23 protein-coding genes and 3 pseudogenes are annotated in these 24,453 nt (G+C 60.3%); 16 read left to right on the forward strand and 10 right to left on the reverse strand.

The annotated features are described in order from the left end of the window. Nucleotides 1–150 precede the first annotated feature (150 nt). The 3 genes and pseudogenes from ROSMUC_RS14310 to ROSMUC_RS14320 all read left to right on the forward strand — a co-directional run bounded on the left by ROSMUC_RS14310 (nt 151) and on the right by ROSMUC_RS14320 (nt 2,916). A complete protein-coding gene (locus tag ROSMUC_RS14310) occupies nt 151–1,950 on the forward strand; it encodes a bifunctional helix-turn-helix transcriptional regulator/alpha/beta hydrolase (protein ID WP_052115377.1) in 1,800 nt (599 codons plus the stop codon). A gap of 22 nt (nt 1,951–1,972) precedes the next feature. Continuing rightward, nucleotides 1,973–2,137: pseudogene (locus ROSMUC_RS21755) on the forward strand (IS5/IS1182 family transposase); the annotation flags it as partial. A gap of 116 nt (nt 2,138–2,253) precedes the next feature. Continuing rightward, nucleotides 2,254–2,916, forward strand: a pseudogene (locus ROSMUC_RS14320) (IS6 family transposase). A gap of 48 nt (nt 2,917–2,964) precedes the next feature. On the opposite strand, the gene ROSMUC_RS14325 reads toward ROSMUC_RS14320, so the two are convergent. Further along, nucleotides 2,965–4,116, reverse strand: coding sequence for an alpha/beta hydrolase (locus ROSMUC_RS14325; protein ID WP_052115378.1), 1,152 nt, complete (start codon nt 4,114–4,116; stop codon nt 2,965–2,967). Nucleotides 4,117–4,327: 211 nt separating this feature from the next. Here ROSMUC_RS14325 and ROSMUC_RS14330 point away from each other — a divergent pair, with 211 nt between their 5' ends. The 3 genes from ROSMUC_RS14330 (at nt 4,328) to ROSMUC_RS14340 (ending at nt 9,247) form a co-directional block, all read left to right on the forward strand. Beyond that, nucleotides 4,328–4,870 carry a helix-turn-helix domain-containing protein gene (locus ROSMUC_RS14330; protein ID WP_052115379.1) on the forward strand — a complete coding sequence of 181 codons (543 nt, stop codon included), beginning with the start codon at nt 4,328–4,330 and terminating at the stop codon, nt 4,868–4,870. 217 nt (nt 4,871–5,087) lie between these two features. Next, a complete protein-coding gene (locus tag ROSMUC_RS14335) occupies nt 5,088–6,185 on the forward strand; it encodes an efflux RND transporter periplasmic adaptor subunit (protein ID WP_037274508.1) in 1,098 nt (365 codons plus the stop codon). Further along, nucleotides 6,182–9,247 (forward strand): efflux RND transporter permease subunit, encoded by a 3,066-nt coding sequence (locus tag ROSMUC_RS14340; RefSeq protein ID WP_052115380.1) that lies wholly within the window; start codon nt 6,182–6,184, stop codon nt 9,245–9,247. The genes ROSMUC_RS14335 and ROSMUC_RS14340 overlap by 4 nt, the downstream gene beginning before the upstream one ends. On the opposite strand, the gene ROSMUC_RS14345 is transcribed toward ROSMUC_RS14340, so the two are convergent. Together ROSMUC_RS14345 and ROSMUC_RS20870 are read right to left on the reverse strand one after the other, a co-directional pair. Continuing rightward, nucleotides 9,226–9,645, reverse strand: coding sequence for an ion channel (locus ROSMUC_RS14345; protein ID WP_052115381.1), 420 nt, complete (start codon nt 9,643–9,645; stop codon nt 9,226–9,228). The genes ROSMUC_RS14340 and ROSMUC_RS14345 overlap by 22 nt on opposite strands. A gap of 361 nt (nt 9,646–10,006) precedes the next feature. After that, complete coding sequence (locus ROSMUC_RS20870) at nt 10,007–10,273, reverse strand: hypothetical protein (RefSeq protein WP_146005693.1); 267 nt, start codon at nt 10,271–10,273, stop codon at nt 10,007–10,009. 222 nt (nt 10,274–10,495) lie between these two features. Between ROSMUC_RS20870 and dctP the strand changes: the two genes are divergently transcribed. Next, a complete protein-coding gene (gene dctP, locus ROSMUC_RS14355; RefSeq protein WP_102105972.1) occupies nt 10,496–12,625 on the forward strand; it encodes a TRAP transporter substrate-binding protein DctP in 2,130 nt (709 codons plus the stop codon). 518 nt (nt 12,626–13,143) lie between these two features. Here the strand turns inward: dctP and ROSMUC_RS14365 are convergent. From ROSMUC_RS14365 to ROSMUC_RS14380, 4 genes are all read right to left on the reverse strand, one after another. Continuing rightward, the gene (locus ROSMUC_RS14365) at nt 13,144–13,632 is read right to left on the reverse strand and encodes a VOC family protein (RefSeq protein ID WP_037274526.1); all 489 of its coding nucleotides are present in this window, start codon (nt 13,630–13,632) and stop codon (nt 13,144–13,146) included. A 128-nt stretch (nt 13,633–13,760) separates the two neighbouring features. Continuing rightward, nucleotides 13,761–14,114 carry a DUF1428 domain-containing protein gene (locus ROSMUC_RS14370; protein ID WP_037274527.1) on the reverse strand — a complete coding sequence of 118 codons (354 nt, stop codon included), beginning with the start codon at nt 14,112–14,114 and terminating at the stop codon, nt 13,761–13,763. Then, nucleotides 14,111–14,830 carry a glutathione S-transferase family protein gene (locus ROSMUC_RS14375; RefSeq protein ID WP_037274530.1) on the reverse strand — a complete coding sequence of 240 codons (720 nt, stop codon included), beginning with the start codon at nt 14,828–14,830 and terminating at the stop codon, nt 14,111–14,113. Before ROSMUC_RS14375 ends, ROSMUC_RS14370 begins: the two co-directional genes overlap by 4 nt. After that, nucleotides 14,820–15,254, reverse strand: a complete 435-nt coding sequence (locus ROSMUC_RS14380) for a VOC family protein (RefSeq protein WP_037274532.1) — start codon at nt 15,252–15,254, stop codon at nt 14,820–14,822. Before ROSMUC_RS14380 ends, ROSMUC_RS14375 begins: the two co-directional genes overlap by 11 nt. Before the next feature lie 67 nt (nt 15,255–15,321). Between ROSMUC_RS14380 and ROSMUC_RS14385 the strand changes: the two genes are divergently transcribed. The 5 genes and pseudogenes from ROSMUC_RS14385 to ROSMUC_RS14395 all read left to right on the forward strand — a co-directional run bounded on the left by ROSMUC_RS14385 (nt 15,322) and on the right by ROSMUC_RS14395 (nt 17,284). Beyond that, nucleotides 15,322–16,011: a winged helix-turn-helix transcriptional regulator gene (locus tag ROSMUC_RS14385; RefSeq protein ID WP_037274535.1), complete on the forward strand. Its 690-nt coding sequence runs from the start codon at nt 15,322–15,324 to the stop codon at nt 16,009–16,011. 200 nt (nt 16,012–16,211) lie between these two features. Beyond that, nucleotides 16,212–16,367, forward strand: coding sequence for a hypothetical protein (locus ROSMUC_RS21050; RefSeq protein ID WP_170062575.1), 156 nt, complete (start codon nt 16,212–16,214; stop codon nt 16,365–16,367). Nucleotides 16,368–16,425: 58 nt separating this feature from the next. Then, nucleotides 16,426–16,587, forward strand: a pseudogene (locus ROSMUC_RS20875) (integrase); the annotation flags it as partial. 89 nt (nt 16,588–16,676) lie between these two features. Then, nucleotides 16,677–16,928: a type II toxin-antitoxin system RelE family toxin gene (locus ROSMUC_RS14390; protein WP_037274540.1), complete on the forward strand. Its 252-nt coding sequence runs from the start codon at nt 16,677–16,679 to the stop codon at nt 16,926–16,928. Nucleotides 16,929–16,939: 11 nt separating this feature from the next. Then, nucleotides 16,940–17,284 (forward strand): helix-turn-helix transcriptional regulator, encoded by a 345-nt coding sequence (locus ROSMUC_RS14395; protein ID WP_037274543.1) that lies wholly within the window; start codon nt 16,940–16,942, stop codon nt 17,282–17,284. Nucleotides 17,285–17,355: 71 nt separating this feature from the next. On the opposite strand, the gene ROSMUC_RS14400 is transcribed toward ROSMUC_RS14395, so the two are convergent. The 3 genes from ROSMUC_RS14400 to ROSMUC_RS14410 all read right to left on the reverse strand — a co-directional run bounded on the left by ROSMUC_RS14400 (nt 17,356) and on the right by ROSMUC_RS14410 (nt 20,325). Then, nucleotides 17,356–18,861, reverse strand: a complete 1,506-nt coding sequence (locus tag ROSMUC_RS14400) for a pyridoxal phosphate-dependent decarboxylase family protein (RefSeq protein ID WP_037274546.1) — start codon at nt 18,859–18,861, stop codon at nt 17,356–17,358. Between the two features lie 65 nt (nt 18,862–18,926). Further along, entirely contained in the window at nt 18,927–19,211 is a 285-nt protein-coding gene (locus ROSMUC_RS14405; RefSeq protein WP_037274549.1) for a nickel-binding protein, read from the reverse strand. 28 nt (nt 19,212–19,239) lie between these two features. Further along, nucleotides 19,240–20,325 (reverse strand): PLP-dependent cysteine synthase family protein, encoded by a 1,086-nt coding sequence (locus ROSMUC_RS14410; protein WP_037274552.1) that lies wholly within the window; start codon nt 20,323–20,325, stop codon nt 19,240–19,242. 126 nt (nt 20,326–20,451) lie between these two features. On the opposite strand from ROSMUC_RS14410, the gene ROSMUC_RS14415 reads away from it, so the two are divergent. From ROSMUC_RS14415 to ROSMUC_RS21055, 4 genes are all read left to right on the forward strand, one after another. Next, on the forward strand, nt 20,452–22,002 hold the full coding sequence (locus tag ROSMUC_RS14415) for a winged helix-turn-helix domain-containing tetratricopeptide repeat protein (protein WP_037274554.1): 1,551 nt from the start codon (nt 20,452–20,454) through the stop codon (nt 22,000–22,002). 670 nt (nt 22,003–22,672) lie between these two features. Beyond that, nucleotides 22,673–23,029: a class I SAM-dependent methyltransferase gene (locus tag ROSMUC_RS14420; RefSeq protein ID WP_052115382.1), complete on the forward strand. Its 357-nt coding sequence runs from the start codon at nt 22,673–22,675 to the stop codon at nt 23,027–23,029. A gap of 16 nt (nt 23,030–23,045) precedes the next feature. Next, a complete protein-coding gene (locus ROSMUC_RS14425) occupies nt 23,046–23,870 on the forward strand; it encodes a class I SAM-dependent methyltransferase (RefSeq protein WP_052115383.1) in 825 nt (274 codons plus the stop codon). Then, nucleotides 23,822–24,433 (forward strand): tetratricopeptide repeat protein, encoded by a 612-nt coding sequence (locus tag ROSMUC_RS21055; RefSeq protein ID WP_170062576.1) that lies wholly within the window; start codon nt 23,822–23,824, stop codon nt 24,431–24,433. The genes ROSMUC_RS14425 and ROSMUC_RS21055 overlap by 49 nt, the downstream gene beginning before the upstream one ends. Nucleotides 24,434–24,453: the final 20 nt, after the last annotated feature.

Below are 24,453 nucleotides of genomic sequence, written 5' to 3' on the forward strand. Positions count from 1 at the left end.
GAGCATAGGTAAAAGATGACAAACACTCCGTCATACACTAAGTGGTGTATGGATCGGGATTGACTTCGGTTCTGTCCTTCATATCACGCGCGGCTTGGCCACTGACGTGGCGGGCCTCCTAAAAACGCAAGCCGCGGCAGAGGGCTCTTCGTGTCTGACGAAACACGCAGCAAACCGGACGTTTCGTTCGGCGACACGTTACAAACGACCGAGCTTGATCTGGACATCATATCGGACACATTCCGCGCCTTTGTCGATCAAGCGGCCGTCGACAGCCTCATCGAACGCTGGAACCAGAAGCTGAATGCGCTCGACACCGACGCCAACCAGTTCGAGCGGCATTTTTCTGACGGCTTCTTCCGTCAGATGGACCTTGCCGCCGACACTCTGGATCGGCTGGAGACGCAGGTTTTCGAAGACCCAATTGAACGGGTCGTTGCCGAAGTTGCCGGACCTGCCGTTGTGATTAACCCGGACTTGCGGGTCGCCTCGGTCAATGCCAAGGGAGAGTGGAGCTTTGGATCATCCCCGGGCACCTTTCTGTCACTGGACTGCTTTTCCCCGGAATCGCGGGCGGACCTGGACGCTGTTTTGCGGTCGGCCAAGAAATCGGGCAACTTTGGGCAGGCGATCGTCCAGGTCCTTGACCGCGCCACCGGCGAGCCGGCCTTCCGCGCCGAGGTCTTCCTGCTCAAGGTGTCCAACAAGGACGGATTCTATATCGTGATCCGGTCTCTCGAATTGAGCTGGTCGCCCGAGGTGTCGGCGACCCTGTCTCAGGCTTTCGATCTGACCGAAGCCGAAATCGAAGTCGCCCGGCAGTTCTTCGAATATTGCGATATTGCAGAGGTGGCCGCCCGACGTGGCGTCTCGGTGCACACGGTGCGCACCCAGATGAAAACGATCCTCAGCAAGACCGGCGCGACATCACAGGCGGAACTGGTCCGGTTGTTCTCGATGGTGACCAGCCGGCAGATGCTGCGCAATCGGGGCCTGATCTCCAAATGGCAAGACCCGCTCGGGCGCGAAAAGATCCTCCTGTCCGATACGGGGCGCGCAATCGCCTGGACATGGATGGGCGCCCGCGATGGAACGCCGGCGGTTTTCCTGCGCGGTATGGCGATGGGTTACCTGTTGCCCGAAAGCGCGGAAAAGATGCTCAAGCAGGCCGGGATCAAGCTACTCATTCCGTCGCGGCCTGGCTATGGCAATTCGTCCCTGCACCCGGACCTCCCGGTTCTGGAAGACAATCGTTTGATGCTGCGGGAATTTCTGGACGGCATGGGAGTGAAAGGCTGTGTCGGCATCGGCCTGTCCGACGGTATCATCCCGCTTTTGGCGCAACAGGACAAGGACCCCACGACATTTCGGGCCTTGATCTCTGTCGGGTTCAACGGCTGCCTGAACCGGGCGGCATTTCGCAAACTTCCGGTGCCGCAGGCAACGCTTTTGCGCCTCGCCAGGACCGCACCGAGACTGCTGGAGCTGATCGCACGGATCGGCCAGCGCATGGTCACCCGCTACGGGGTGGATTGGTATCTCGATCGCGCCCATGCCTCGACTCCGCTCGACCTGAAGATCTGCCGCAATCCCACTACGGCGACGCTCGTGCGGGACGCCTGTTCGCATATGATCGTCCAAGGCACACGCACCTTCGTGCGGGACATGCAGATGTTCCACGCCCCGGTTGACGGCGCGATCGATCGGTTGACCATTCCCATGCTCAGCATGGTGCCGACCGAGGACGGTTTGTTCGATCTGGAGGAATACCAGCAGCTCGAAAGACGGAATTCACGCGTGACCGTCTTGCCCGTGCCGGAAACCGCGGACCTCTTGATCTACCAGAAAACTGAATTCATCATAGGTCGGATCATCGAAATCATTGGCTCCGAGGCAAATACGTCGATCCTTTCGCAAAGTTTCACGGTCGCCAGAGAGAGGCTGGTCTGATTGCCGTTTGGCCTGCAAGCTCCTCAGGCAATATCGCCGGAACCACTCCGATCCGAACCGGGGTTAGAATACCGGTGGGCGGAAGAAATATCGTGCATTAAAAGGGACATGTCAGATCTGCCCAACCAAAGAAATCTGCCGCCCGAAAGCGGAGGCCCGATACGTCACCCACGAACCCCATGAAGAGGGGTGCTGTCGCAAACTTCTGACTTTCGGAACGCGCGTAATATGTCAGCGTTGTCAGGGAGTTGGCAAGAGGTGGTTGGCGTGATCGAGTTCAAGGGCGTGCATTAACCAACGTCCGTGATCCTAAACGCAGTCTTCTTCTACCTCCGCTACGCCGTTTCCTACCGTTTCTTGGAGGAGATCATGGCCGAGCGCGACGTGAAGGTCGACCATGCTACTCTGAACCGTTGGGTAGTAGAGTTCGCGCCGCTAATCGCTGCCCGGGCGTAATCGAGGAAGCGGTCGACAGCCGCTTCCTGGCGGATGGACGAGACCTACATCATGGTGAAGGGTAAATCGACCTATCTTGACCGGCCTGTGGGCCGCGACGGCCACACCCTTGATTTCCTGCTTTCCGAGCGTCGAGACCTGTCCGCTGCCCGGCGCTTCTTCAAGCGAGCAATCGGCACCAAAGGCGTGCCGGACCGGATCGTGATCAACAAGAGCAGTGCCAACTTGGCCGGTCTGAAAGCCGTGAATGTGATCCTGAAACTCGTCGGAACGGGGCGGATCATCAAGATCCTGCAGATCAAGTACCTGAACAATATCTTGGAGCAGGACCACCGGTTCATCAAGCGCATCACAGGGCGAATGCTCAGCTTCAGAGCATTCCATTCGGCCACCGCTACGCTTGAAGGGATTGAGACTGCGCACATGATCCGCAACGGACAATTCGGCGCCACCGGCTGGAACCCATTCCAGCAGTCTGCCAAGCTCGCAGCATATTTATGTCCAGCGTAAGCCGCTTCTCACCCTGCTTGGAAATTTGTGATAGAAGCCATAAAAGAACTACCGCAGGCTCTGATCAATCAACGCGACGGGGGCGAGCATGACGGCCGTTGCCTCTTGGGCCAGCAGCATGGTTCCCGGAAGCAGCCCCGCGCGCCCCGAAGTATCAGACTCAAGGCCTTGGCGGATTGCTTCGGTTTCCTTGAGAAAGCTAATGACCGAGGGGGATGTGAGCGCAGCGAGATGGTTTGACCCCGCATCGCGTGCCGACGAGAGGTTGATGACCGTCACATTCAACCCCGCAACTTCTTTGACCCCCCTAATGTTGCCAAGGCGTCGGGGCACGCCCGTCAACCGTGCCGACAGGCGCAAGGCCGGATCGTTTTGCGAGGTGAAGATGACAAAGGGATCGGGCAGATCGCCAATTGCCTCAGCCTGTGCGCGGAATAGTGCCGGAGAGATGTCGGGCGAGAGCAGCACCACGGCAGATATCCGCGAGAAGGTCGCGAGATCCTCTCTCAGGACCATCTGTCGCAGAACCTCCATCGTCAGTTGTGCGCCCATTGAATGCGCGACAAGCACGATCTTGCGCGCGCCTGCTAGCCGGATATCCTGCAGCATCTGCTCCAGACCGTCGCGCGCGATGAGCGCAGCGTCGCGGTCTGCGGCATAGCCAAGAGGTGCGCCGCGTGACGGCCAAGCGTAATGAAGGGTGAGCGCCTCGATATCAAAATCACGGATCATCTGGGCTGTTCGAAAGACGCCCTCGCCCATTGTATTGTTGAATCCGTGGATTGTGACGACAACCTCATTTCCCCTGATCTTGCCCGAGGCCAAGGCGCGGGCGATCTCGGCGCGAAACGCACCCCGCCCCGCGAGCGGGGTAACGCTGTGCGTCAGGAAATGCCTGTCAGGGTCAGGGTTCGCGTCTGGCAGCGCTATGATGCCGGGCTTGCCCTCCTTGGGCACGTTCACATCTACCCGCGCATAGGTCAGCGACCCGGCAATTTTAGCGGCCCACGCCCCCTCGGCCTCTTGGGCGCGTGTGGTGCCGACGTAAACGGGCACGATGACATCCCCGGCAAGGGCTGCGGCATCGGGCAGGAGATCGGCGCGCGGTGTGCATCCACCAAACCACACCAAGGCCAGCAAGATGCAGAGCCTGTAATTCCACTTGGGGTGCTGAATGACGGTGGCGGCGTGACCATGCATCTGGAACAAACATCTTTCGGATAGACTGGATCACGTCAACGGATCGCGGCCTTGGTTCAGGATTGACTTCGCTGGTGGCAGAAAAGAGGGTTATATTATATGGATCTCGGCCGATAGCGGTGCCCTGCTCAAAACGGGCAGCGCAATAGCGGCTTATGTGATTTGCGGGGCAGTCACTTACCCCTTTGCAGAGTGGGAGCAGACAAAGGCGATGTCCGAGAAATCCGTCACCAAGGTGACACCACCCGCGCCCAAGGGAACGGCCGGGGTTCCCACGGCCAAGTCGCGGCGCGTAAGCGAGATACGCGATGTCTTTGCCGAGAATTACCTCGACTATCAATATCGTTTTGTAGAGTTTTTCGTTGAACATCTGGAAGATGTGAGCCGCGTCTTTCGCGGGGACCTGCAACAGATGCTGGTTCTGGCGATCATCGGTCAAGTCAAGTTAGGGGCAGTCCGCACGGCGGGGCTCATGGCGCAAGACCCTTTGCCGCCAGCACTCGTGCGCGACGGGATCAGCGCGTCGCGTATCGCGGATGTAACCGCGATTCCCCGCCAGACCGTGCGTCGCAAGCTTGCGCTGTTGCAGCAAAGGGGATGGGTCGAGCAATTGCCAGATAACAGTTGGACGATTTGCCACCGGGACGGGATAGCTGGTGCGCGGGTTGATCTGGCCGAGGTGGATCAGCGCGCCATAGAACGGGTTGCGCATCTCTTTACTGACCTAGAAACGCTGGTGAACAGGCACCTCTGACGGGCGTGCCGAGGGTGATCTGGTGTCAAGAGGCTGACTGCCCATTTTGAGCGCCTCGTTTCTTGCTCTGGCACACAAGGCCGCATACGCCTTTAAGAGATAGCACAAACGGCGAGAGCACCGATGACAGCCAAAACCCCCATCCTGTCTTGGGCCGCATGCGGCAGTGCGCCAAGATCATGCCGCGCCTGATCGGCACCGACCGGGAGGCCCGGCAATGAGCCTGCGTTTGGTGGTCCTTTTGGCCGCAGTGTCCCTCACGACCTGCGATGACGATCCGGGCGCGGCAGGCCCCACATCGCCACGGGCCGTGCGCACCATGGTCGTGGACCAAGGCGGCGCGGATGCGTATCGCACCCTGCCCGGCGTTTTGACCGCCGCAGAAACCATGCGCCTCGCCTTTCCTGTGGCAGGCAGGCTGATTGACGTGCCTTTGCGTGCAGGCGACAGGGTGGTCGAGGGAGAGCAGATCGCGCGCCTTGATCCCGCTGAGATCACGCGAGAGATCACCGCAGCCGAGGCCAAGCTGTCTGCGGCGCTTGCGCGTCTTGATGCCACGGATGCGGAGTTTCAGAGGCAGCGGGCGCTTTTCGAGCGTGGCCTTGTCGCGCGCGCCGGGTTCGAGCGTATTTCTGCAGAGCTTTCTGCTGCGCTGGCTGACCGGCGCGTGGCTGAGACCGAGCTTGCGGCCGCGCGCGACCGGCTGGACCGCATCACCCTGACCGCCCCGCGCGACGGGGTGGTGACGGACCTGCTGGCCAATCGGTTCGAGGAACTTGCGGCAGGCCAAGCCGTCTACGAGGTCGCGGTGACAGCAGCCCTCCAGGTCGAGGTGCTGGCCCCCGAGGCGCTCTTGGCCGTGATCGCGCCGGGAACGCCGGTCTCGGTGCGGCTTCCCGCCTTCCCCGACCAGAACTTTGACGCCGAAGTGACGGAAATTGCCGCCGATGCAGAGGCCGGTATCGCCTACCGAGTCAAGGCAAGGCTCGCCGCTCCGCCCGAGGGGGCCAAGACCGGATTTTCGGCGGCTGTATCCATCCGGCTGCCGCGCGCGGCAGGTGCGCTCGACGTGCCCCTGTCGGCGTTGGTCTATGCGGACACGCAGTCTGAACCGACGGCAGGCGAGAGCGGCACTGTCTATGTCTTTGACGAGGCGGCTGGCACGGTGAGCGCCCGCCGCGTGCGGATCGACGGTGTGGTCGGCACCGACCTGCTGGTGACAGAGGGGCTATCGCCCGGTGAGCGGGTCGTGACCGCCGGTGTCGCCCTTCTGACGGACGGCGAGCCCGTGCGCCTCTGGAGCCTGCCGGAATGATGGGATTGACACGCGCCGCGCTGGACCGCTGGCGGCTGGTTGTGGCGTTGACGCTGGTGCTGATTGTGACCGGGGTGACCACCTATTTCACCCATCCCAGTCAGGAAGACCCTGAAATCACCATCCGAACGGCGGTGGTGACGGCCCGTTTTCCAGGCATGTCGGCGGCGCGTGTCGAACAGCTCTTGGTCAAGCCCATCGAAGAGGCCGCGCGACAGATTGCCGAAGTCGACGGGATCGAAAGCGCGGCACAGACCGGCCTCGCCACTGTCAAGGTCGACTTGCGGCCGGACGTGACGCAGGTCAAGCCGGTCTGGACCACGCTGCGCAACCGCATGACCGACCTGGCCCCGGCCTTACCCGAAGGAACCCTGGGTCCGCTGGTTAATGACGACTATGGTCGGGTGGCCGTGACCACGCTGGCGTTACATGGCGCGGATTTCTCGCCAGCCGAGTTACGCGCGACGGCGCGGTGGCTCCGCGATCGCCTGGTGACGGTTCCGCTGGTGGGGCGCATCGACCTCTATGGGGTGCAGGAAGAACGAATCTGGATAGAATTCGACCGCGCCCGTCTGGATCAGGCGGGATTGACTGTCGAGCGGATGCTCGATGCCGTGGCGGACCAGAACCTGATCCTCTCGGCGGGTGCGCTGCAAACCGAGGACGGGTTTCGCTATGCGCTCAGGACGGACGGGGTATTTGAGGACTGGCAGGACATAGGCGACGTGCCTGTGCCTCTGCCCTCAGGTGGCACAACGCTGTTGCGCGATCTTGCGCAGATTTCGCGCGGTTATGTCAAACCTGTGCGCAATCCAGTGTTCTTCAACGGCAATCCGGCGGTCACGCTTGGGGTATCGATGGTCGAGGGCGGTGCGATCCAGACATTCGGCGCAGGGCTTGATGCCGCGCTTTCTGATCTGCGACGTGACCTGCCCCTTGGCCTCTCGCTCGATCTTGTGACGCATCAGCCACCCATCGTCGCGGCCTCGGTTGCCGAAGCGACCGAGAACCTGGTGCAGACCATCGCCACGGTGATGGCGGTGGTGATCCTGTTTCTGGGGGTGCGCGCCGGGCTGATTGTCGGGGCCATCGTGCCGCTGAGCATCGTGCTGGCGCTCGTGGGCATGGCGCTCTGGGGTATTCCGCTGCATCGCATTTCGATTGCGGCGGTGATCATTGCGCTCGGCCTTTTGGTGGATAACGGTGTGGTCATGGCAGAGGACATCAAGCGGCGCATCGACTCAGGTGCCCCCCCGCGCGCTGCCGCACTCGAGGCCAGCCGCACGCTGGCGGTCCCACTTCTGACCTCGTCGCTGACCACGATCCTCGCGTTCCTGCCGCTGATGCTGGCCAGTGATGCGACGGGCGAATTCCTGCGCGCGCTGGCACAGGTGCTGGCGTTGACGCTGATGGCGAGCTGGCTCTTGTCGGTGACGGTGACGCCCCTCTTGTGCGTGCGGTTTCTGCGATCTACGCACGCGACCGCAGAGTCAGAGACGCGGCCGGGGCGCGGGGCGCAGCTTTACCGAGCGCTGCTGCGCCGGGCCTTGGGCGCACGAGCGTTTGTTCTCATCGGTGCGCTGGTCGCTTTCGGCATGGCCCTCGCCGCTTTGGGCCATGTTCCGACGGGGTTGCTGCCGCCCTCGGAGCGGGCGCAATTCGTGCTGAATCTTGAACTGCCTGCGGGCATATCCGAAGACGAGACCGCGCGCGTCGCACGGCGTCTTGCGGGCTTTCTCGCGGATGACACACGCAATCCCGAAATCACCGGCAATGTCGTCTATGTTGGCTCTGGGGGGCCGCGCTTCTTTCTCGCCCTCTCGCCCCCTGACCCTGCCCCACATATTGCGTTTGCCGTTGTTAACCTTGCGGATGCCGATAGCGTGGCCGCGGTTCGCGCCCGCGCCGAGGACTGGATGCGCGCCAATCTGCCCGAGGCGCGTGGGTGGACAGAGTTGCTCTTTCTCGGGAAGACACCGCCCGGAACGGTCGAAATCCGCCTTGTCGGCGGTGACAGCGATGCGCTCTTTACCGCGGGCCGGATGGTCGAGGGTGTGTTTCGTGGCCTTGAGGGCACGCGTCAGATCCGGGGCGATTGGGCGAACCCGGTGCTGCAACTGACGGTCCTGATCGACGAGGCGCGCGCGCGGCGTGCGGGCGTTGCTCCCTCAGCCGTGGCACGCACTCTCGCGGCGCGCTTTGAGGGGACGCATGTGACGGATTACCGCGAAGGTGATCGCGTCATTCCCGTCGTCATACGCGCGGAAGAGGCCGCGCGGAACACGCTGGATGCTCTTGCCGATGTCACGGTCTTGTCCGCCGATGGCGTGGCAGTGCCGTTGATGCAGATGGCCGAGTCCGGCGGGGAATTACAGCCCTGGGTCATCCGGCGCGTTGATCAGGACCGGGCCTTGACCGTGTCCGCCCTGCATCCAGACCTATCCGCGGCCGAACTCCTGGCTCAGATCACACCCGAGCTTGAGGCGATGGACATGCCACCAGGCGTGCGGTGGGAACCTGATGGCGAAGTGGTTGCCAAGACCGAAGCCAATTCCGCGCTTTTTGCGACGCTGCCGCAATGCCTGCTTGGTATCGTGCTACTGCTGATCTGGCAATTCGATAGTTTTCGGCGTCCGGCGATCATCTTTGCCACGATCCCGCTGGTGTTGGTGGGGGTGGCTCCCGGCATGATCCTGATGAACGGGATTCTGGATTTCAACGCGCTCTTGGGTGTGCTTTCGTTGGCGGGCATCATCATCAACAATGGCATCGTGTTGATCGAGCGCATAGATGACGAGCGGGCGGGTAACGATGACCTCGCTCAAGCGTTGGTCACGGCCTGTGCCGCGCGCCTGCGCCCTATCGTGATGACAACGCTGACCACCATTCTTGGGCTGCTACCGCTGCATTTCTTTGGAGGGGAGCTTTGGCGCGGCATGACGATCGTGATGATGTTCGGACTGGGTGTGGGCACGCTTCTCACGCTATTTGTCGTGCCGTGCCTCTACGCGACGATCTTTGCGAACAGACGACGTCATGATTATCGATCCGAGCTGCCGTAAACCCGCTGCACCGCGACAAAAATCATCGCCGTGGTCCATCCTACGATGATCGTGCCGTTGGTTGCCGCAAAGGCGCCCAGCAACCTCCAATCCGGCCCCAGAACCACATCGCCATATCCGAGCGTTGTGAAGGTGACGGTGGTGAAATAGAGCGCTTCTTCGATCCCGCCGATCGCCCCCAACCCTATCAGGAGCATGGCCCAGAACCAGCATTGTGCACAGATCGAGAGAAAGAACCACATCACGACCGCGATCACGGCTAAGGCCTTGGTGACTGGCCGCCGTGGCAAACGCGATGCCCTGCGCCCGAACCGTGCCGCCACCCCCATGAACCCTGCATGAATGGCGACCGTGACAGAGATGGCCATCATCCCGATCGCGAGTTGGTGCAAAATCATGATAATATTCTGATCCTAAACTTTGGCAGAGCGATCCCGCTTTTTTTGCCGGTTCTCGATCCGCGAGCTTTCTTCTATCCAACTTTTGCTGGGATAGACAGCGCGCGTCTATGACTCTTAGCGAACTTGCGACACTTTCTGAGGTACTGTCGCAAACTGACATTCCGCCCGTGATAACCAGGTGTTCGTCGAGATCACTGTCGAACAAGGCGTCAAGCACCCAGACGACCCACATGTCCTTTTCCACGAGGTCTCCGGGCCGCCCCAGTTTCGAGGCTGCCACTTCCAACGCGTCAATCTTGTCGTCGCGCGACAGGGAAAAGTAAGCTTGGCTTTCTGTCATTGGGATGGCGCAAGCGCGCTAAGTTCCTTGGCCATCCAGGTCGGCGCAGAGGCTCAGAAGCTCGCGCTGCTCCTCTTCGTTCGACATCGCTTTGATCCGTGTCAAAGCCTGAGCGGCTTCGAACTTGCCGAAACAGGCGAGCGCCCGAAAGGTGTGCCCGGCACGACTGTTGGGCGCAGGAAGCTGCCAGCTCGGCACATATTTAAGCTCGACGCTTTGCGCTCCGAGTTTCAGATGACGGCTTGGGCCGGAGGTCCAATAAATCTGTCGACCTGATCGGCCCATCGTGGACTCTCATCGGGACAAGCGAGGCAGCAGCGCAACTTGCCCGAAACCGGACCTTTAGAGCTGTCTACAGGCCTAATCAGTTCGAGGTAACGGGAACCGGGAACCGGGAACTCCATCCCCCCAAATGAAATCTTTGCAAACAGCCGACTTGGACGTGCTTCGTCAGGTATCACGCAATGGTGGCAACGCGAGCAATTGCTCTCGCATTGACTTTGAGAAATGGCGTTTCTTTGGTATCGTGACATTACTATTTTTCTATTCCTTTTTGCTCAATTGACCAGGAGCCTGACATTGCCCGTTGTTCATTTACCTAAAACCTTTGAAAGAAAATCCCTGATCACCATTGCCTGCACTGGTATGTTTTGCTCGGTCGCCGCGATGTCCTCAGCCGCGGATCTGCTATTTGCCGTGCCAGATTTTCGCGACCCCCCAACGCAACGGTTCATTGAAACCATCATGTCTGATGATGCCTTAGCCGAAGCGGGTCTCAAGCTAGATGTTTTGCCCTATTCCACGCTTGGCGGCCCAGTCGCCACAGTGCAGGAGGCCCTCAAGACCGAAGCTGTCGCTCTCTTGCGCACAGAGTTGCTTGCTTTTGTTGCGCGCAATGAAGAGAAGATCCCGACAGTTGAGATGCTCTCTGCATATGAGAAGTCTTTTTTTGGTGTGGCGCCCGATGCTGACAGCCAGGGACAGAGAGCACCCTTGGAATTGGGGGCCACGGCCTTGCTGGGGGATCTCGGCCTCTTTGGTTTGGCGACATGGCCATCTTCTCCGAGCAGTATCTTCGCTCGGCGGGCACCGACAAACCTCGCAGATTTGCAGGGACTGAAGTTGCGCACTACTGGAAACGCTTCGACGGAGTTTCTTGAGCAGTTGGGAGCTGTCCCTCAGTCGCTGTTATCCTCTGAGGTGTTTCAGAGTTTGGAAACTGGCGTGATTGATGGCACCGAAGTGCTGAGCCTGCCGGAAGGAGACCTGAGACAGTTTTATGAAGTATCTTCGGGCGGTGCCCTTTATACGGATGCCAGCGCGCGAACCGGATTTTTCGTTATCGGTCAAACGGGTGCGGATGCGCTTACGGCACGACAGCTAAAAACCCTGGAAGGCGCAGCGCAAAAAGCGTCGCTGGCAGCACGAGAAACGTTGGTTGAGACGTATGAGGAGACCCTCCGAGAAGCGGAGAAATATGGGGTGCAAGTGGCCAGCTTTTCCAATGTGCTTGCCGAACAAGTGTCGGTTGCTGAGCAAATTGCGCAGGCCTATGGGCTTTCCCAGGAAGAGATCCTCGACCTGATCGGTGATATCGAGATCGCTGAATCAGGTGACGAGGCTCCCCGCGGCGAGAGCGGCCTTTCGCGCAATGGTGCCGGGCGGCCCGCTCATCTGTTTGTAGTAACACCGCGAAATGATGAAGCCGATCACGATGTGCGACAACGTTTCGGATATAAGATGGATGCGAGCACGCCCCTGCATTGCTTTCAGCTGAATTACACTCGCGAGGGTAGCCGTCACTTTGGGGAGCCCTTTACAGGTGAGATGGCAATCAGCCCCGACGGCATGACGACAGGAAATGGCGACTGTATAAAGCGGGTTTTCAGCCAGCGCCACCCGGATCAGGGAGTGACGTTTTTGATCCACGGATTCAACAACAGTTTCGAAGACGCGGTCAACTGGGCGGTCTCCGTGACCGAAGATCTGGCCATAGAGGGGGATGTCGTGCTCTGGAGTTGGCCGAGTATGGGGCAACTGTCTGGCTATGTTCGGGATCGCGATGGCGTTGATTTCAACCGCGTCTATCTGAGGTCCTTTCTGGCCACGCTGAAACTGTTTGTGGATCAAGGGCAGACCTATGACATCTCGATCATCGCGCATTCCATGGGCGGGCTGGTCGCAATGGACGCCTTGCGTTTCCTTGCGGAACCTCCGCAATTGAGCATCAGCAATGTGGCCTTGGTAGCCCCAGATGTACGCAAGGCGTATTTTCAGCAGACCTTGCAGCTCGGCTCGAATATCAGCCCGATTTGGTCTGTCTACGCTAATTCGAACGACGTGGCCTTGCTGGCGTCTTATGGCGTGAACAGAAGCCCGGCCATTGGTCTAGGAGGCCGGTTTAGGCTGATGATGGCGGGCGTTGATACAGTTGATGTCAGCGCGTTGGACCGAGATGTGTGTGCGGTTTGGAACATTGGCAAAGCGCGCTGCCGCAATCACACCCATGCGTTTGATGTGCAGCCTGTCGCAGTTGATCTTGCAGACCTTTTAAAGTCTCGCAAACCAGCGGCGGCGCGGGGATTGATTGAAAAGCAGGCTAGTGAGGGTCTGACCTACTACGAAATCAAACCTTGAAACGTGGCTCGCGGCCCAGAGCTGACCTTAGCCGGGATGGTCAACGCTGCGATGCGGCTTCACTTAAGCGTTTGTCCGTGACCTCGCGTGGCATGCACTGGAAGTGCCAAGGTCCGCAGTGTGGGACACAGCAAAGATTTGGACAATCAATCATAGCTTTTTACTCTCGCGACATGATTGGCTCGTAGGCTCGTGAACTCGAGTACGTGACAGAAGCGGGACGTCTCGCCATTCGCCCGGATCACCTCTCCGCTCGCTGCGCCAACCCTACCGTGGGAGATCGCGTGTTCGACGATAACCTTCGCCGGCGCTCGTTCAGTTGGCAGGGCCTCAAAAAGAGCTGTTCTCCCCACGATCTGCCGGGTGGATGCGGTCTCCCATGTCACCGCTGGATCGAAGGCTTCTGGGTCGCATATGCCGGTTTCCAAGGCGATCGCGATATTTTCAACGAAGCCATTCCTCGGAGAGTTTCCGCAATCCGGGCTGCGGATAATTCGGGGCATTTGTGTCCTCATTTCTCAGGTCGTGCCCCGCAACGCCGCCTCGATACCCGCGATGTCAATCTTCTGCATCTCCATCATCGCGGCCTGTGCGCGGGCCGATGCGGCCCGGTCCGGGTTTGACAGCGCTTCCATCAGAACTCTCGGCGTGATCTGCCAACGATAGCCCCAGCGATCCTTGCACCAGCCGCACATGAGGGGTTCTCCACCACTGTCCAAGATGGCATCCCAGAGCCGATCCGTCTCGGCCTGGTCATCGGTATAAACCTGCAACGAATAGGCATCGTTGGGCTGCACATGCGGTCCGGCATTGAGCAGCGCATAAGGCAGGCCAAGGAGCGTCATCTCGACCACCTGAACGGTCCCGGCTGGCGCGCTCGGTGCCTCTTCGGGCACGCGGATCATGTTGTCCACATGGCTGTCCGGGAAGGTGGCGGCGTAGAACTCCGCCGCCGCTTCGGCCTCGGTATCGAACCAGAGGAACACGGCAGCCTTTCGTTTCGTCATCGTCTTTCTCCTTTCAAAGGGCGGTCGGGACAGTGCATCGGAGTGTCACGCAGCTATCTGCGGGACCCGTCTGACACCCTGTCAGAACTCCAGCCCATCAACTCGCCAGCCCTTGCATCGATCACGGTTCAGGCGGTGTCCTCGAATATCGGGGTAAAGCCGCCCCACATCATGCGCTTGCCATCGAAGGGCATGTCCATGTCCTGCCAGCGCGGGTCGGTCTGCATGCTGGCGCCGCACTTGTCATGCGTTTCCTTATCCGGCCAGATCATCCATGAAAAGCAGACCGATTCACCCTCCTCCAGGGCCACCGCGCGATTGAAATCGGTGTGTTTGCCTTCGGGAATCTGATCGCCCCAGGTTTCCATGATCTGCAAGGCTCCGTATTCCCTGAAGAGTGGCCAGGCCTTGCGGGCGCTTTCGATATAAGCCTCCTTGTTCCCGTTCGGGACGGGGGTGAGGAATCCGGCGATATAGGTCATGTCGTCTCTCCTTGTATGGCTTGAAACTCCGCCATCCATGCGTCGAAACCGGGCGGCGGATTGCCCGTGAAACCGGCCATCTGCGCGGCTAATGCTCTCTGAAAGGCGGGCCGTTCGGTGCCCCGCGCGACATAGTCGGCGAGATTGGGGAAGGTTTCGATCAACCCTTCGCCTTCGATGATCCGAAGAACGCTGACCATCATCAGGTCACCCGCGCTGAAGCGGCCCGTGAACCACTCCGCCGGCCCGAGCCGATCCGACGCCTCCTGCAACCGTTCTTCGATCCGCGAGTAGATCCCCGGCAAACGCGGCGCCGACCAGGGTTCGGTAGCCTCGAAGATCGTCGCCATGGAGCGATCCATGATTGGCGGCTCCAGCGTGTTCAGCGCAGCGAAAAGCCATTCGAGCGCCCGCACCCGCCCGGCAGTGTCCTCGGGCATGAGGCCGGGAAACCGTTCGGCGATATGCAAGACGATGGCTCCGCTTTCGAACAGCGTCAGGTCGCCCTCTTCGTAGGTTGGCACCTGTCCGAACGGTTGCAAGGCACGGTGTGCGGCCTCCTTCTGCTGCCCTTGCGGAAGACAGCGAACGGCATAATCCTGACCGACTTCTTCCAGCGCCCAGCGAACACGCAGGTCACGCACCTGCCCCCTGGCGAAATCCGGCACCCAGTCGAAGGCGGTGATCGTGATCGGGGCGTCCGCCTTAACCGGCATGGGACATCTCCACCGGCCCTTTCTCGACCGCCTCGGCGCTCATCCACATGGGCTCCCAGATGTGACCGTCGGGATCGGCAAAGCTGCGCCCGTACATGAACCCGTGATCCTGCGCCGGGCAAGGATCGCCCGCACCGCCCGCCGCAACGGCGGCGGCGGTAATGGCATCCACCGCCTCACGATCCGCACGGCTGATGCAAAGCAACACCTGCGCTTCGGACGCGGGGTCCACCCGGCGCCGGTTGGTGAAGCTCGACCAAAACTCATGGGTCAGCAACATCACCCGGATATCGTCGGATAAAGCCATGCTCGCAGCGAGGTGATTGGTAAACTTGGTGTCCTTGGTGAAGCCGATCGCCTCATAGAACGCCATGGAACGTTCGAGGTCTGCCACCGGAAGGTTTATGAAGATCATCTGTGACATCGCGTTTCCTCCTGAGTCGCGTCGTCGATATGGACAGGCTATGAGAATGAGATTACAAAAAGCAACCATGGCATTACAAAATGAAACCAAATCGGCAAAAAACCCCCATGGCCGCTGGTACGGCGATGCCTGCGGCACGGCATTCGGCCTTGAGCTTCTGGGAGAACGCTGGTCGCTTCTGATCGTGCGCGAATTGATGTTCGGGCCTCGGCGCTTCAGCGACATTCGCACAAACTTGCCAGGGATCAGTGCCAAGGTGCTGAGCGAGCGGCTCGCCGGGCTCGAGGCAAACGGCGTGGTCCTGCGCTCGACCGCGCCCGAACCTGCACCTGCACGGCTCTACGGCCTGACAGAATGGGGCTATGCCGCGGAACCGGTCATTCAGAAACTGGGCCGGTGGGCTGCCGCCTCACCGTTGCACGATCCGACGCTTCCCTTGTCACCGGTTTCCTTCATGCTGTCGTTGCGAACGATGCTCGATGCCGAGGCGGCACGGGGTATAGAAGCGGAGGTGCTCTTTACCATCGGGACCGCACAATTCATCGCCCGGCTTGCCAACGGTGCGATGCCCGTAATGCGTGGTGATGCGAGAGAACCCGACTTGCGGTTCGAAGCACCCGCCGCTCCCCCCCTTGCGGCGGTCTTCTATGGTGGGGCGGCCCCCGAAACGGTGGGTGTGCAGATCACGGGCGCACCGGACATGGTTCGCACGTTCATCTCGCTTTTCAATCTACCCCCCAAGCACCACCCCGCATAAACGCCAAATGGTTACAAGCCGCGTGTCGATATCAAGAGTCATAAAGCGCTTGGGGTTTGCCCATCCCACGTTTGCGATGATAGCCCAGCCCCTGGTGTTTCCTCGGCTTTCGGAAGGCGGGCAACCACGGCTGCATCGGGCCATAGACGGGACACGGAAGAACGAAGCTCCGATCCAATGCGCGCCTCGGCAGCCAGTTCATGCATAGGGCGACACTGGTCTTTTCGGCACAGGACGCGCTGTCGCGACACCTCACGGAAAGCTACAATTTCTGGATGATCGTCATGGTGCGATACATAACCGAAGCCGGAAGCACGCTCTGCAAGGGCCGCGTCTGGATGCTTGTCACAGGGTAAAAGAGAGGCTGGTTTCGGAACCCAGTATCCAAATGTCACCGTCCGCTCTCCGTCCCCCCACTCGATGCGGCGCACCAAGGTTGTCCGGATTTACAAGAAGACCGGCAACCTGCGCGCAGTCCAACTGTTGCTACGCCATACCAAGATGGACAGCACGGTGCGTTATCTCGGCGTTGATCTGGATGATGCGCTGTCCTTGTCGGAAGGGATCGACCTGTGAGCTATGCTAGGCCGGTTCAGGCCGGCCAAGCATGTCGCTAAAAGCGACATTTTCTTGGCTTCGTGTCTTGCGTCGCTTAAAGCTACAGCATGAAGCAGATCAGCTATACGAAATCCGCTATTCGGGCATTGCGTCGGATGCCTGCGAACACGGCCTCGCTGATCCGCACCAAGATTGAGGCGTATGCGCAGGATCCAAGCGATCAGGCCAATGATGTGAAATCCCTCAAAGGCCGAGAGGGAATCAGGCTTCGGGTCGGTGATTGGCGGGTGATCATGGATGATAAGGGCAACGTCTTGGCCGTGCTGGACATTGGCCCTCGGGGCGGCATCTATGACTGAAAGGGCATGACATGAACGAGATGGTGACAATCCCGCGCGAAGAATATGAACGCTTGCTGGCCGCGGCTGAAGACCTGGCCGATCTCCAGACCTACGACCGCGCCAAGGCCACACTTGCGGCGGGCGAGGATGAACTGATCCCCGCAGATTACGTGAACCGGCTGCTGAACGGCGAAAACGCTTTGCGCGTCTACCGGGACTTGCGTGGGATGACGCAAGCCGTTCTGGCCGAAAAAGCGAGCGTGAACCGCGTGACCGTGGCCGAGATCGAGACCGGTCGCAAGCAGGGCTCAATCACGAGCCTGCGGGCCTTGGCGAATGCGCTCGGCGTGAGCTTGGATGATCTAGCCGAGTAAGGTTCCGCCCAAACTTGCCATTCATTACGCGCCTTGACGCGGCTGTGCGGTCTCTCCAAACCGGTCATTGATCACAGGCGCAGCAACTCGGTTGGTGCATCATCCGAAGCACCGACCAGGCTCATTTTGGCGCCGATCCGGAGCACCTCTTGCACCAAGAGGTCAATATCTTCTTCCTTTGTGCGGTGGTTACATATTGCGACGCGCAGGCAGTGTCGGCCGCGGATCGTGGTGTCGGTGATGACCGCGATACCGCTTTCCTGGATACGCAGCATGATTTCGGTGTTGTGGGCGCGCAGGTCGGCTTCGCGCATGGCGCCGGGCGCGTGGCGGAAACAAACAACGCTGGTCGCAGTTGGCGCCATAAGCTCCAGCTCCGGCGCGGCATCAATCAGCGCCGTCAGGTGAAGGGCCTGCGCAATATTGCGGTCGAGGATGCGCCCGAAGGTCTCCACCCCGTGATGGCGCAGCATCATCCAGAGCTTGAGCGCGCGGAAACCACGCGTCGTTTCAAGGCCGTAGTCGTGCAGGAACTCGGCCGCTGCCAGACCGCGGGTCGCGACCTGCAGGTACTCGGCGTTCTCTGCAAAGGTCGCGCGGTGCACCTTTTGGTCGCGCAGCAAAGCGAATCCGACGTCGAAGGGAGCGTGGAGCCCTTTGTGCAGGTCGAGGGCGAGCGAGTCCGCCCTTTCGATCCCCGCAACCAGATGCCGGTTCGATGGTGCGATCGAGAACATCGCCCCGATACAGCCATCCACATGCAGCCAGATACCCTGGTCGCGGCACAGGTCCGCTATCTCGGGCAGTGGGTCGATTGAGCCGGTGTTGGTTGTGCCGGCCGTGGCGATCACGCAAGCGGGGCGCACACCTTGGCTCCGGTCGGTCCGGATTGCCGCGCGCAGCGCATCAAGGTCCATGCGAAACGCGTCGTCTGTAGCAATTCGCGTCAGCGCGGTGCCACCCACCCCCAAAAGGTTCATCGCCTTCATGTGACAGGAATGCACCTGATCCGAGGCATAAAACCGCAGCGGCGCGCCAATATCGGCGACACTCTGATGATGCAGATCCACGTCGGCCATCGCATTCCGCGCCGCCGTCAGTCCAACTATATTTGCCATTGACCCGCCGTTGACCAGCGTGCCGCTCGCACCCTCAGGAAAGCCCATCATCTGACGCAGCCAGTCCGTGACCTGATGGTCCACCTGATTGGCTCCTGTATCGCCCCCGCCAAGATTCGAGCCGTCGATGGCGGCAAGAAAGTCCGCCAGCGCGCCCGTAAGGCAGCCCGCCCCCATGTACCACGCCCAGAAACGGGGGTGGATGTTGCCCATAGCATGGGGGTAGAGCTTGTTTTTCACGTCAGCATAGACCGCTTCCAGAGGGGCGGGGTTTGCGGGCGGCGGGCCATGGAACTCCGCCTTCGTCGCATGAGGCATCGGTTGCCAGACCGGCTCGTCGCGCAGGCCTTGCAGGCGGGAGATGGCATCGTCCACCATAACATGCGCCAACCTGCGCATGTCCTCCCAGTCGCCAGGGTCAAGGCTATCTTCCGTGTCGATCCGCGTATCTTGAGCCATACTTTGCTCTCCGTTCCATCGGAAACTGGACGTGATTGCCCAAGCAGGTCCAGTTTCGAAGTCTCTCAGGCCGGGTCGGGCCGCACGACCACAGTTGCGCCAATAGGTAGGATGTCGTCGCCCGGCATGCCGACGCAGCGCGCGTGTTCCCGCAAGGCGTCCTCGTCCACCGCTTCGTAGATACATGCCGTCCCGAGCCGTCCGTCGCGCTCCTTGATCACGTAGGAGCGGATCCAGCGTACCTTGTCCGGCATATCTTCGTTGCCGATGCGGGCCGAGGTTTCGGCGGTCTTTTCAAGCTCTGATTCATCTGCCCAGGCACTGCGACGGCGTATCATGTAGAGGTCCATGAGTCTTCTCCTTGGGTTGCCAAAATATCTACTCGGCCGCCATACGGTAGCCGGGCGTCGAGTCGGACAGGGCGCGTTCGTCGTCGTCCATGTCCTCGGGGATGTCCGCGAAGAGCGGGGTCGATAGATAGCGCTCTCCCGTGTCGGGCAGCATGGCGAGGATCACCGCGCCCTTTTCCGCCTGTTCCGCCATCTGCATGGCAATGGCGAAACTGGATCCGCCGGAGATCCCGGTCAGGATACCTTCTTGCGCTGCGAGCTTCTTCGCCCAGGCGATACCGTCCACCCCGGTCACCGGGATCAGCTCGTCATAGCCACCATTGTCCAAAACCTCCTGGAGAACAAAGGGGATAAAGTCGGGTGTCCAGCCCTGGATCGGATGCGGCTCGAAGGCCGGGTGGCTGGCGGAGGGCGAGCCGTCAGCGCCGCGTTCCTGAGCTACGCCGCTGGCGATCATCGCGGCATTTGCCGGTTCACTCAGAATGATCTTGGTTTCAGGACGTTCCTTGCGCAGAACGCGCGCCAACCCTGCGACCGTGCCACCTGTACCAAAGCCCGTTACGACGTAATCCAGTCTTTCGTCCTTAAAATCATTTATGATTTCTCGCGCCGTGGTCGCCTCGTGGATGTCGGCGTTGGCGTCTGTCTCGAACTGGCGGGCCAGGAACCATCCGTGCTTCTCAGCCAACTCGGCAGCTTTGCGATACATGCCCGTACCTTTTTCGGCACGCGGCGTCAGCACCACCTTTGCGCCCAGAATCCGCATCAGCCTTCGCCGCTCGACCGAGAAACTGTCGGCCATGGTCACGACGAGGGGATAGCCTTTCTGGGCACAGACCATGGCCAAGCCGATGCCGGTGTTGCCGCTGGTCGCCTCGACCACGGTCTGGCCCGGTTTCAACGTGCCTGCGCGTTCCGCAGCCTCGATGATGTTCAGCGCCAGTCGATCCTTGATCGATGCCGCAGGATTGAAAAACTCGGCCTTGACGTAAACCCGTACACCTTCTGGTGCCAAGTTGTTGATGCGGATCACGGGGGTATCGCCGACAGTGTCGAGCACTGACTCAAACAGGCGTCCTCTCCCTTGCGTAGTACGGATGTTCTTGAAGGTCATGGCAATCTCCCTTTGTTCAGTAATTCGTTTCTAATTTTTCCATCTTGAACCTTTTTGATCTTGAAGCGCTTGATGCAGATCTGAAGATTTCATGAAGAAACGCGGAAAACTGGGTTATGCTATATCATGGCTTGGCTTTTCGGTGATCACCGGCTCGACCCGGACCTGTTCGAGCTCGCCCATAAGGGCGACGTTGTGCATGCCGAACCTCAGGTCTTGGCACTGATCATCCACCTCGTACGAAATCGCGATCGAATGATCAGCAAGGACGAAATTGCCAGAACCGTCTGGCCCGGCCGCGTCGCGTCAGACGCCAGCATCGCCAGCCGGATCCGGTCGGCGCGACAGGCGCTCGGCGATGATGGCGGCGCACAGGCTGTCATCCGCACGATCCACGGCAAAGGCTTCCGGTTCGTGGCCGAGGTCAAGGAAACCAGCCCAGCCCAGCCGGTCCACGCCTTGTCTTCGGAGAGTGAAACCGGCGCCGATCTGTCCCGCCCATCGGTTGCGGTACTGCCCTTCCGACCTCTCGGCGCGTCGCCCGAAGTCAAGATTCTGGCGGAAGCAGTACCGCATGAGATCATACAGGGGCTTTCCCGCCTGCGCTGGTTGGCGGTAATCGCACGCGGATCGTCGTTCCGGTTTCGCGAAGGACATGGCGGCCTCGACCTGGTCGGTACGGCGCTGGGGGCAGGCTATGTCATGACAGGTGTTATCGAAAGCCTCGCTGGCACGGTCGCCGTAGTCATCGAGCTGGCCGATGCCAGCCGCGGTGAGGTGATTTGGGGGGACCGGCTGACAGCCCCAATGGACGGGATCGAGGACCTGCGGCAGAGGGTCGTCTCACATGTTGTGACCGCGCTTGACATGCACGTGCCGCAGCACGAGGTGCGCCTTGCATCACAAACCGGGTCAGACCGGCTGGATGCATGGAAGACCTTTCACCTTGGGCTGACCCAGCTTTACCGGTTCACGCCCGACGCAAATCAGCTCGCCAAGGGGCATTTCCAACGCGCGGTCGAACTCGACCCACGATTTGCACGCGCGCATGCCGGCTTGTCGTTCACGCGGTTCATCGACGCGTTTCTGCATCTCGGGCCGGATGACCGGGAGGCAGCCACTGCGGCAAGACGTCATGCCGAGCGGGGCATGGAACTGGATCCGATCGATCCGTTTACCCATTACACGATGGGCCGATCCTATTGGCTTACCGATCAGCCCGAGATCGCCAAGGGTTGGTTTGATCGTGCGATCGAGCTCAACCCGAACTACGCGCAGGGCTTTTATGCCAGCGCCTTCACTGCGCTGTTGACCGGCGACATCAACACAGTCGACGCAGGACTTGACGCAGCACTCCAGCTCAGCCCGCTGGATCCGCTGCTCTACGGAATCCACGGCGTGCGTGCGCAGGCGCTGATTCAGGTCGGAGATACGCGGGCAGCTGCCCGATTGGGCGACCGCGCAGCCTCGACGCCCGGTGCGCATTACCTGATCTCGATGGTGGCGGCTGTGGCAAACGGGTTGGATGGCCGTTACCAGCAGGCCAGCCGCTGGCGGCAGGACGCCCGTCGACGCAAACCCGACGCATCGGCCGACCAGTATTTCGCAGCCTTCCCGATCCGCAATGAAGAGGCGCGACGCCGGATCGCGGAAGAGCTGAAGCGACAGGGATTCTGATCGACAGCAGCGATGGCGGTGACATCGAAGAATATGAATTTTCTGCGGACGACCGAAGAGTCATGCTTTGACCAAAGTGCCGACGACGTCAGCTGTTCGGTTGTGCAGTACCCGTCGTTCGCGGGCGCAACAGAAGTCTGAAGGGCGCATAGCTTTCAATGAACGCGCTTCCCTCTACAAGCTCTTTATCCCACGCTTGCAGCGACTGACCGGGCTACGCCGTGACTGCGGGACCGTCACGAACGGCCCTGAATGGCCATTGATTTTTAGCGCCGGTGCTGCGCCGCAGCTTCACGAGACCGGCCATTCATGCACCGCGTTACATTTTCCATGGGCCAGCGACGGCTGTGCCGGACAGGTCAGGTGTTGAACGCAGTCAGGACGGCGACTGTTCGGCTCTCATCTGGTATATTACAGAGGACCTCTTGCCGAAAAGTCTCGCCATTACCAGCATCGATTCAGACTTTTCCGGTTCAAGCCACGAGGTTTACGACAGTTACCTCGTGCCGATCCTGTTCGAAGGTTATGCCTATGATCTGGCTGATCGGGGGGCATCATCAGACCCGACCGCTGGGCTGGATGTCTCGGCAGGTAGTGGTGCACTCCCCCGCGCGCTTGCACCTCGCTTGAACGGCGGGTGCTGCTATGTCGTCACCGACATCACCCGGCCATGCTCGAATGCGCCCGACAGCTTCATTCGGATGACAGGCTCGAATGGCGGGAGGCCAACGCGATGTCACTGCCCTTCAAGGACGAAAGTTCCGATGTCGTCCTGCGCCAGTTCGGCGTGATGTTTTTTCCGTATCACATCAAGGAGTTATCCGAGATCCCCCGGGTTCTTCGGCCGGGCGGGCGCTTCATCTTCAACAGATGGGGTCCACTCGAAACGAACGATTTCGCGCTTGTAGCCCTCGAAACGTTGATCATGAAACGTCCCACATGTCGGGCCTGTCGGCGATTGCGAGAAACTGTGGTAATCTCTGAACAGGAACTGGGCGCCGCCAATCAGAAGTCGCTTCGCGTCTGAACAGGAGGACGATGTCGTGGGAGATACAAAGGCCTTCGCAGAGTTGGAAAAGCGGGAATGGTCGGAACCAACCGTCGCCGTTGCCTATGCGAGCGGGTTTTCAAAAGCCTCTGACATGGTAGTCCCGCACCTCGTCGCCGGCGTGGATGCGGGGCCAGACACAGATGCGCTCGATCTCTGTTGCGGGCACGGCAATGTCTCAGCAGGCCTTGTCGCGGCCGGAGCGCGCGTGACTGGCCTCGATTTCTCCTCAGCCATGCTCGAGCTTGCCCGTGAAGCAGTGCCGGAGGCGTATTTCGTTAGTGGCGACGCGATGCGGCTTTCATTTTCGGAGGCCAGTTTCGACGCGGTAACGATCGGCTTCGGCATGCCACACGTTCCCGATCCGCCCCGCGTCCTCGCGGAGGCACGCCGGGTCTTGCGCCCGGGAGGCCGGATCGCCTTCTCGACCTGGTGCGGTCCCGACGTGCACGGTGCGTTTGGCTACGTATTCGGCGCGATTGGGAGACATGGATCGCCGGACATCATCCTGCCTCCTGGCCCGGGCGCCAATGCCTACGCCGACCCGGACATCGCCTATCCGGTGCTGGAAAGGTCAGGCTTCGGAGAATTCCGCTGCGAAGTTGTCTCCTCCTCCTGGCAGGTCGATGACCCGGGACTTGCCTTCGACTTTTTCCGCGACGGCACGGCCCGAGGTGGTGCGCTTCTCCGTCCGCAACCCGAGGCGCATGCGCGTGCCATCCGAGCCGCCGTGGTGGAGCGAGTGCTCGAAAACCATGGTGAAGGGCCGGAGTGGACTGTTCCGATGCCGGCCGTCGTCATTTCCGCCCGGGCCGTCTGACCCGGCGAGGAACACAGGAGAAGACGCGTGCGAACGGACCCGATCTCCGCGACATCCTCGGAATTGAAATTCTGATTCTGTCCAAGCCTCTTGGCGGTTCCGCCGACCCGGAACTCGTGCCTGCCGAAACAGCTCGCTCAAGATTGTCGCATTCTGACGCAGGCTGCAGTAAGAGGAGCGGAAAGATAACCAACTACAACTTCGGAACATACAGTCGCAGGATCACGACCGGATCCGACGAGGCGCAGCTCTGGTTCGATCGGGGCCTGGTCTGGCTCTACGCCTACAACCATGATGCCGCTATCGCCTGTTTCCGGAACGTTTTGAAGGCCGATCCGGCCTGCGCGATGGCCCATTGGGGCATCGCGGCCTCGTCTGGGCCGAACTACAATCAACCCTGGGAGGGTATGGAGCCAGATGAGCGCGTGGAGACTTTTTCGGTCTCGCGAGACGCGATTACGGCGGCTCTGTCGCAAATTTTTCTGATGGCTGCAAACAGGCTTCCAGCGGACATGATTATGATGCCAGCTCCGCAAAGATCTGGAACGCCGAAGCGCCGTTAGCCGCGATTTGACCCTTGCGG

The sequence above is a fragment of the Roseovarius mucosus DSM 17069 genome, from assembly GCF_000768555.3.
Classification (GTDB): domain Bacteria; phylum Pseudomonadota; class Alphaproteobacteria; order Rhodobacterales; family Rhodobacteraceae; genus Roseovarius; species Roseovarius mucosus.

Coding starts and splice junctions, on each gene's coding strand:
- ROSMUC_RS21050 (WP_170062575.1), top strand. CDS start 16,212: ATGCATAGGGCGACACTGGTCTTTTCGGCACAGGACGCGCTGTCGCGA.
- ROSMUC_RS20870 (WP_146005693.1), bottom strand. CDS start 10,273: ATGGGCCGATCAGGTCGACAGATTTATTGGACCTCCGGCCCAAGCCGT.
- ROSMUC_RS14400 (WP_037274546.1), bottom strand. CDS start 18,861: ATGGCTCAAGATACGCGGATCGACACGGAAGATAGCCTTGACCCTGGC.
- ROSMUC_RS14385 (WP_037274535.1), top strand. CDS start 15,322: ATGGCATTACAAAATGAAACCAAATCGGCAAAAAACCCCCATGGCCGC.
- ROSMUC_RS14365 (WP_037274526.1), bottom strand. CDS start 13,632: ATGACGAAACGAAAGGCTGCCGTGTTCCTCTGGTTCGATACCGAGGCC.
- ROSMUC_RS14395 (WP_037274543.1), top strand. CDS start 16,940: ATGAACGAGATGGTGACAATCCCGCGCGAAGAATATGAACGCTTGCTG.
- ROSMUC_RS14335 (WP_037274508.1), top strand. CDS start 5,088: ATGAGCCTGCGTTTGGTGGTCCTTTTGGCCGCAGTGTCCCTCACGACC.
- ROSMUC_RS14345 (WP_052115381.1), bottom strand. CDS start 9,645: ATGATTTTGCACCAACTCGCGATCGGGATGATGGCCATCTCTGTCACG.
- dctP (WP_102105972.1), top strand. CDS start 10,496: ATGGCGTTTCTTTGGTATCGTGACATTACTATTTTTCTATTCCTTTTT.
- ROSMUC_RS14370 (WP_037274527.1), bottom strand. CDS start 14,114: ATGACCTATATCGCCGGATTCCTCACCCCCGTCCCGAACGGGAACAAG.
- ROSMUC_RS14390 (WP_037274540.1), top strand. CDS start 16,677: ATGAAGCAGATCAGCTATACGAAATCCGCTATTCGGGCATTGCGTCGG.
- ROSMUC_RS14410 (WP_037274552.1), bottom strand. CDS start 20,325: ATGACCTTCAAGAACATCCGTACTACGCAAGGGAGAGGACGCCTGTTT.
- ROSMUC_RS14340 (WP_052115380.1), top strand. CDS start 6,182: ATGATGGGATTGACACGCGCCGCGCTGGACCGCTGGCGGCTGGTTGTG.
- ROSMUC_RS14405 (WP_037274549.1), bottom strand. CDS start 19,211: ATGGACCTCTACATGATACGCCGTCGCAGTGCCTGGGCAGATGAATCA.
- ROSMUC_RS14415 (WP_037274554.1), top strand. CDS start 20,452: ATGGCTTGGCTTTTCGGTGATCACCGGCTCGACCCGGACCTGTTCGAG.
- ROSMUC_RS14420 (WP_052115382.1), top strand. CDS start 22,673: ATGCTCGAATGCGCCCGACAGCTTCATTCGGATGACAGGCTCGAATGG.
- ROSMUC_RS14330 (WP_052115379.1), top strand. CDS start 4,328: ATGTCCGAGAAATCCGTCACCAAGGTGACACCACCCGCGCCCAAGGGA.
- ROSMUC_RS14325 (WP_052115378.1), bottom strand. CDS start 4,116: ATGCATGGTCACGCCGCCACCGTCATTCAGCACCCCAAGTGGAATTAC.
- ROSMUC_RS14375 (WP_037274530.1), bottom strand. CDS start 14,830: ATGCCGGTTAAGGCGGACGCCCCGATCACGATCACCGCCTTCGACTGG.
- ROSMUC_RS14380 (WP_037274532.1), bottom strand. CDS start 15,254: ATGTCACAGATGATCTTCATAAACCTTCCGGTGGCAGACCTCGAACGT.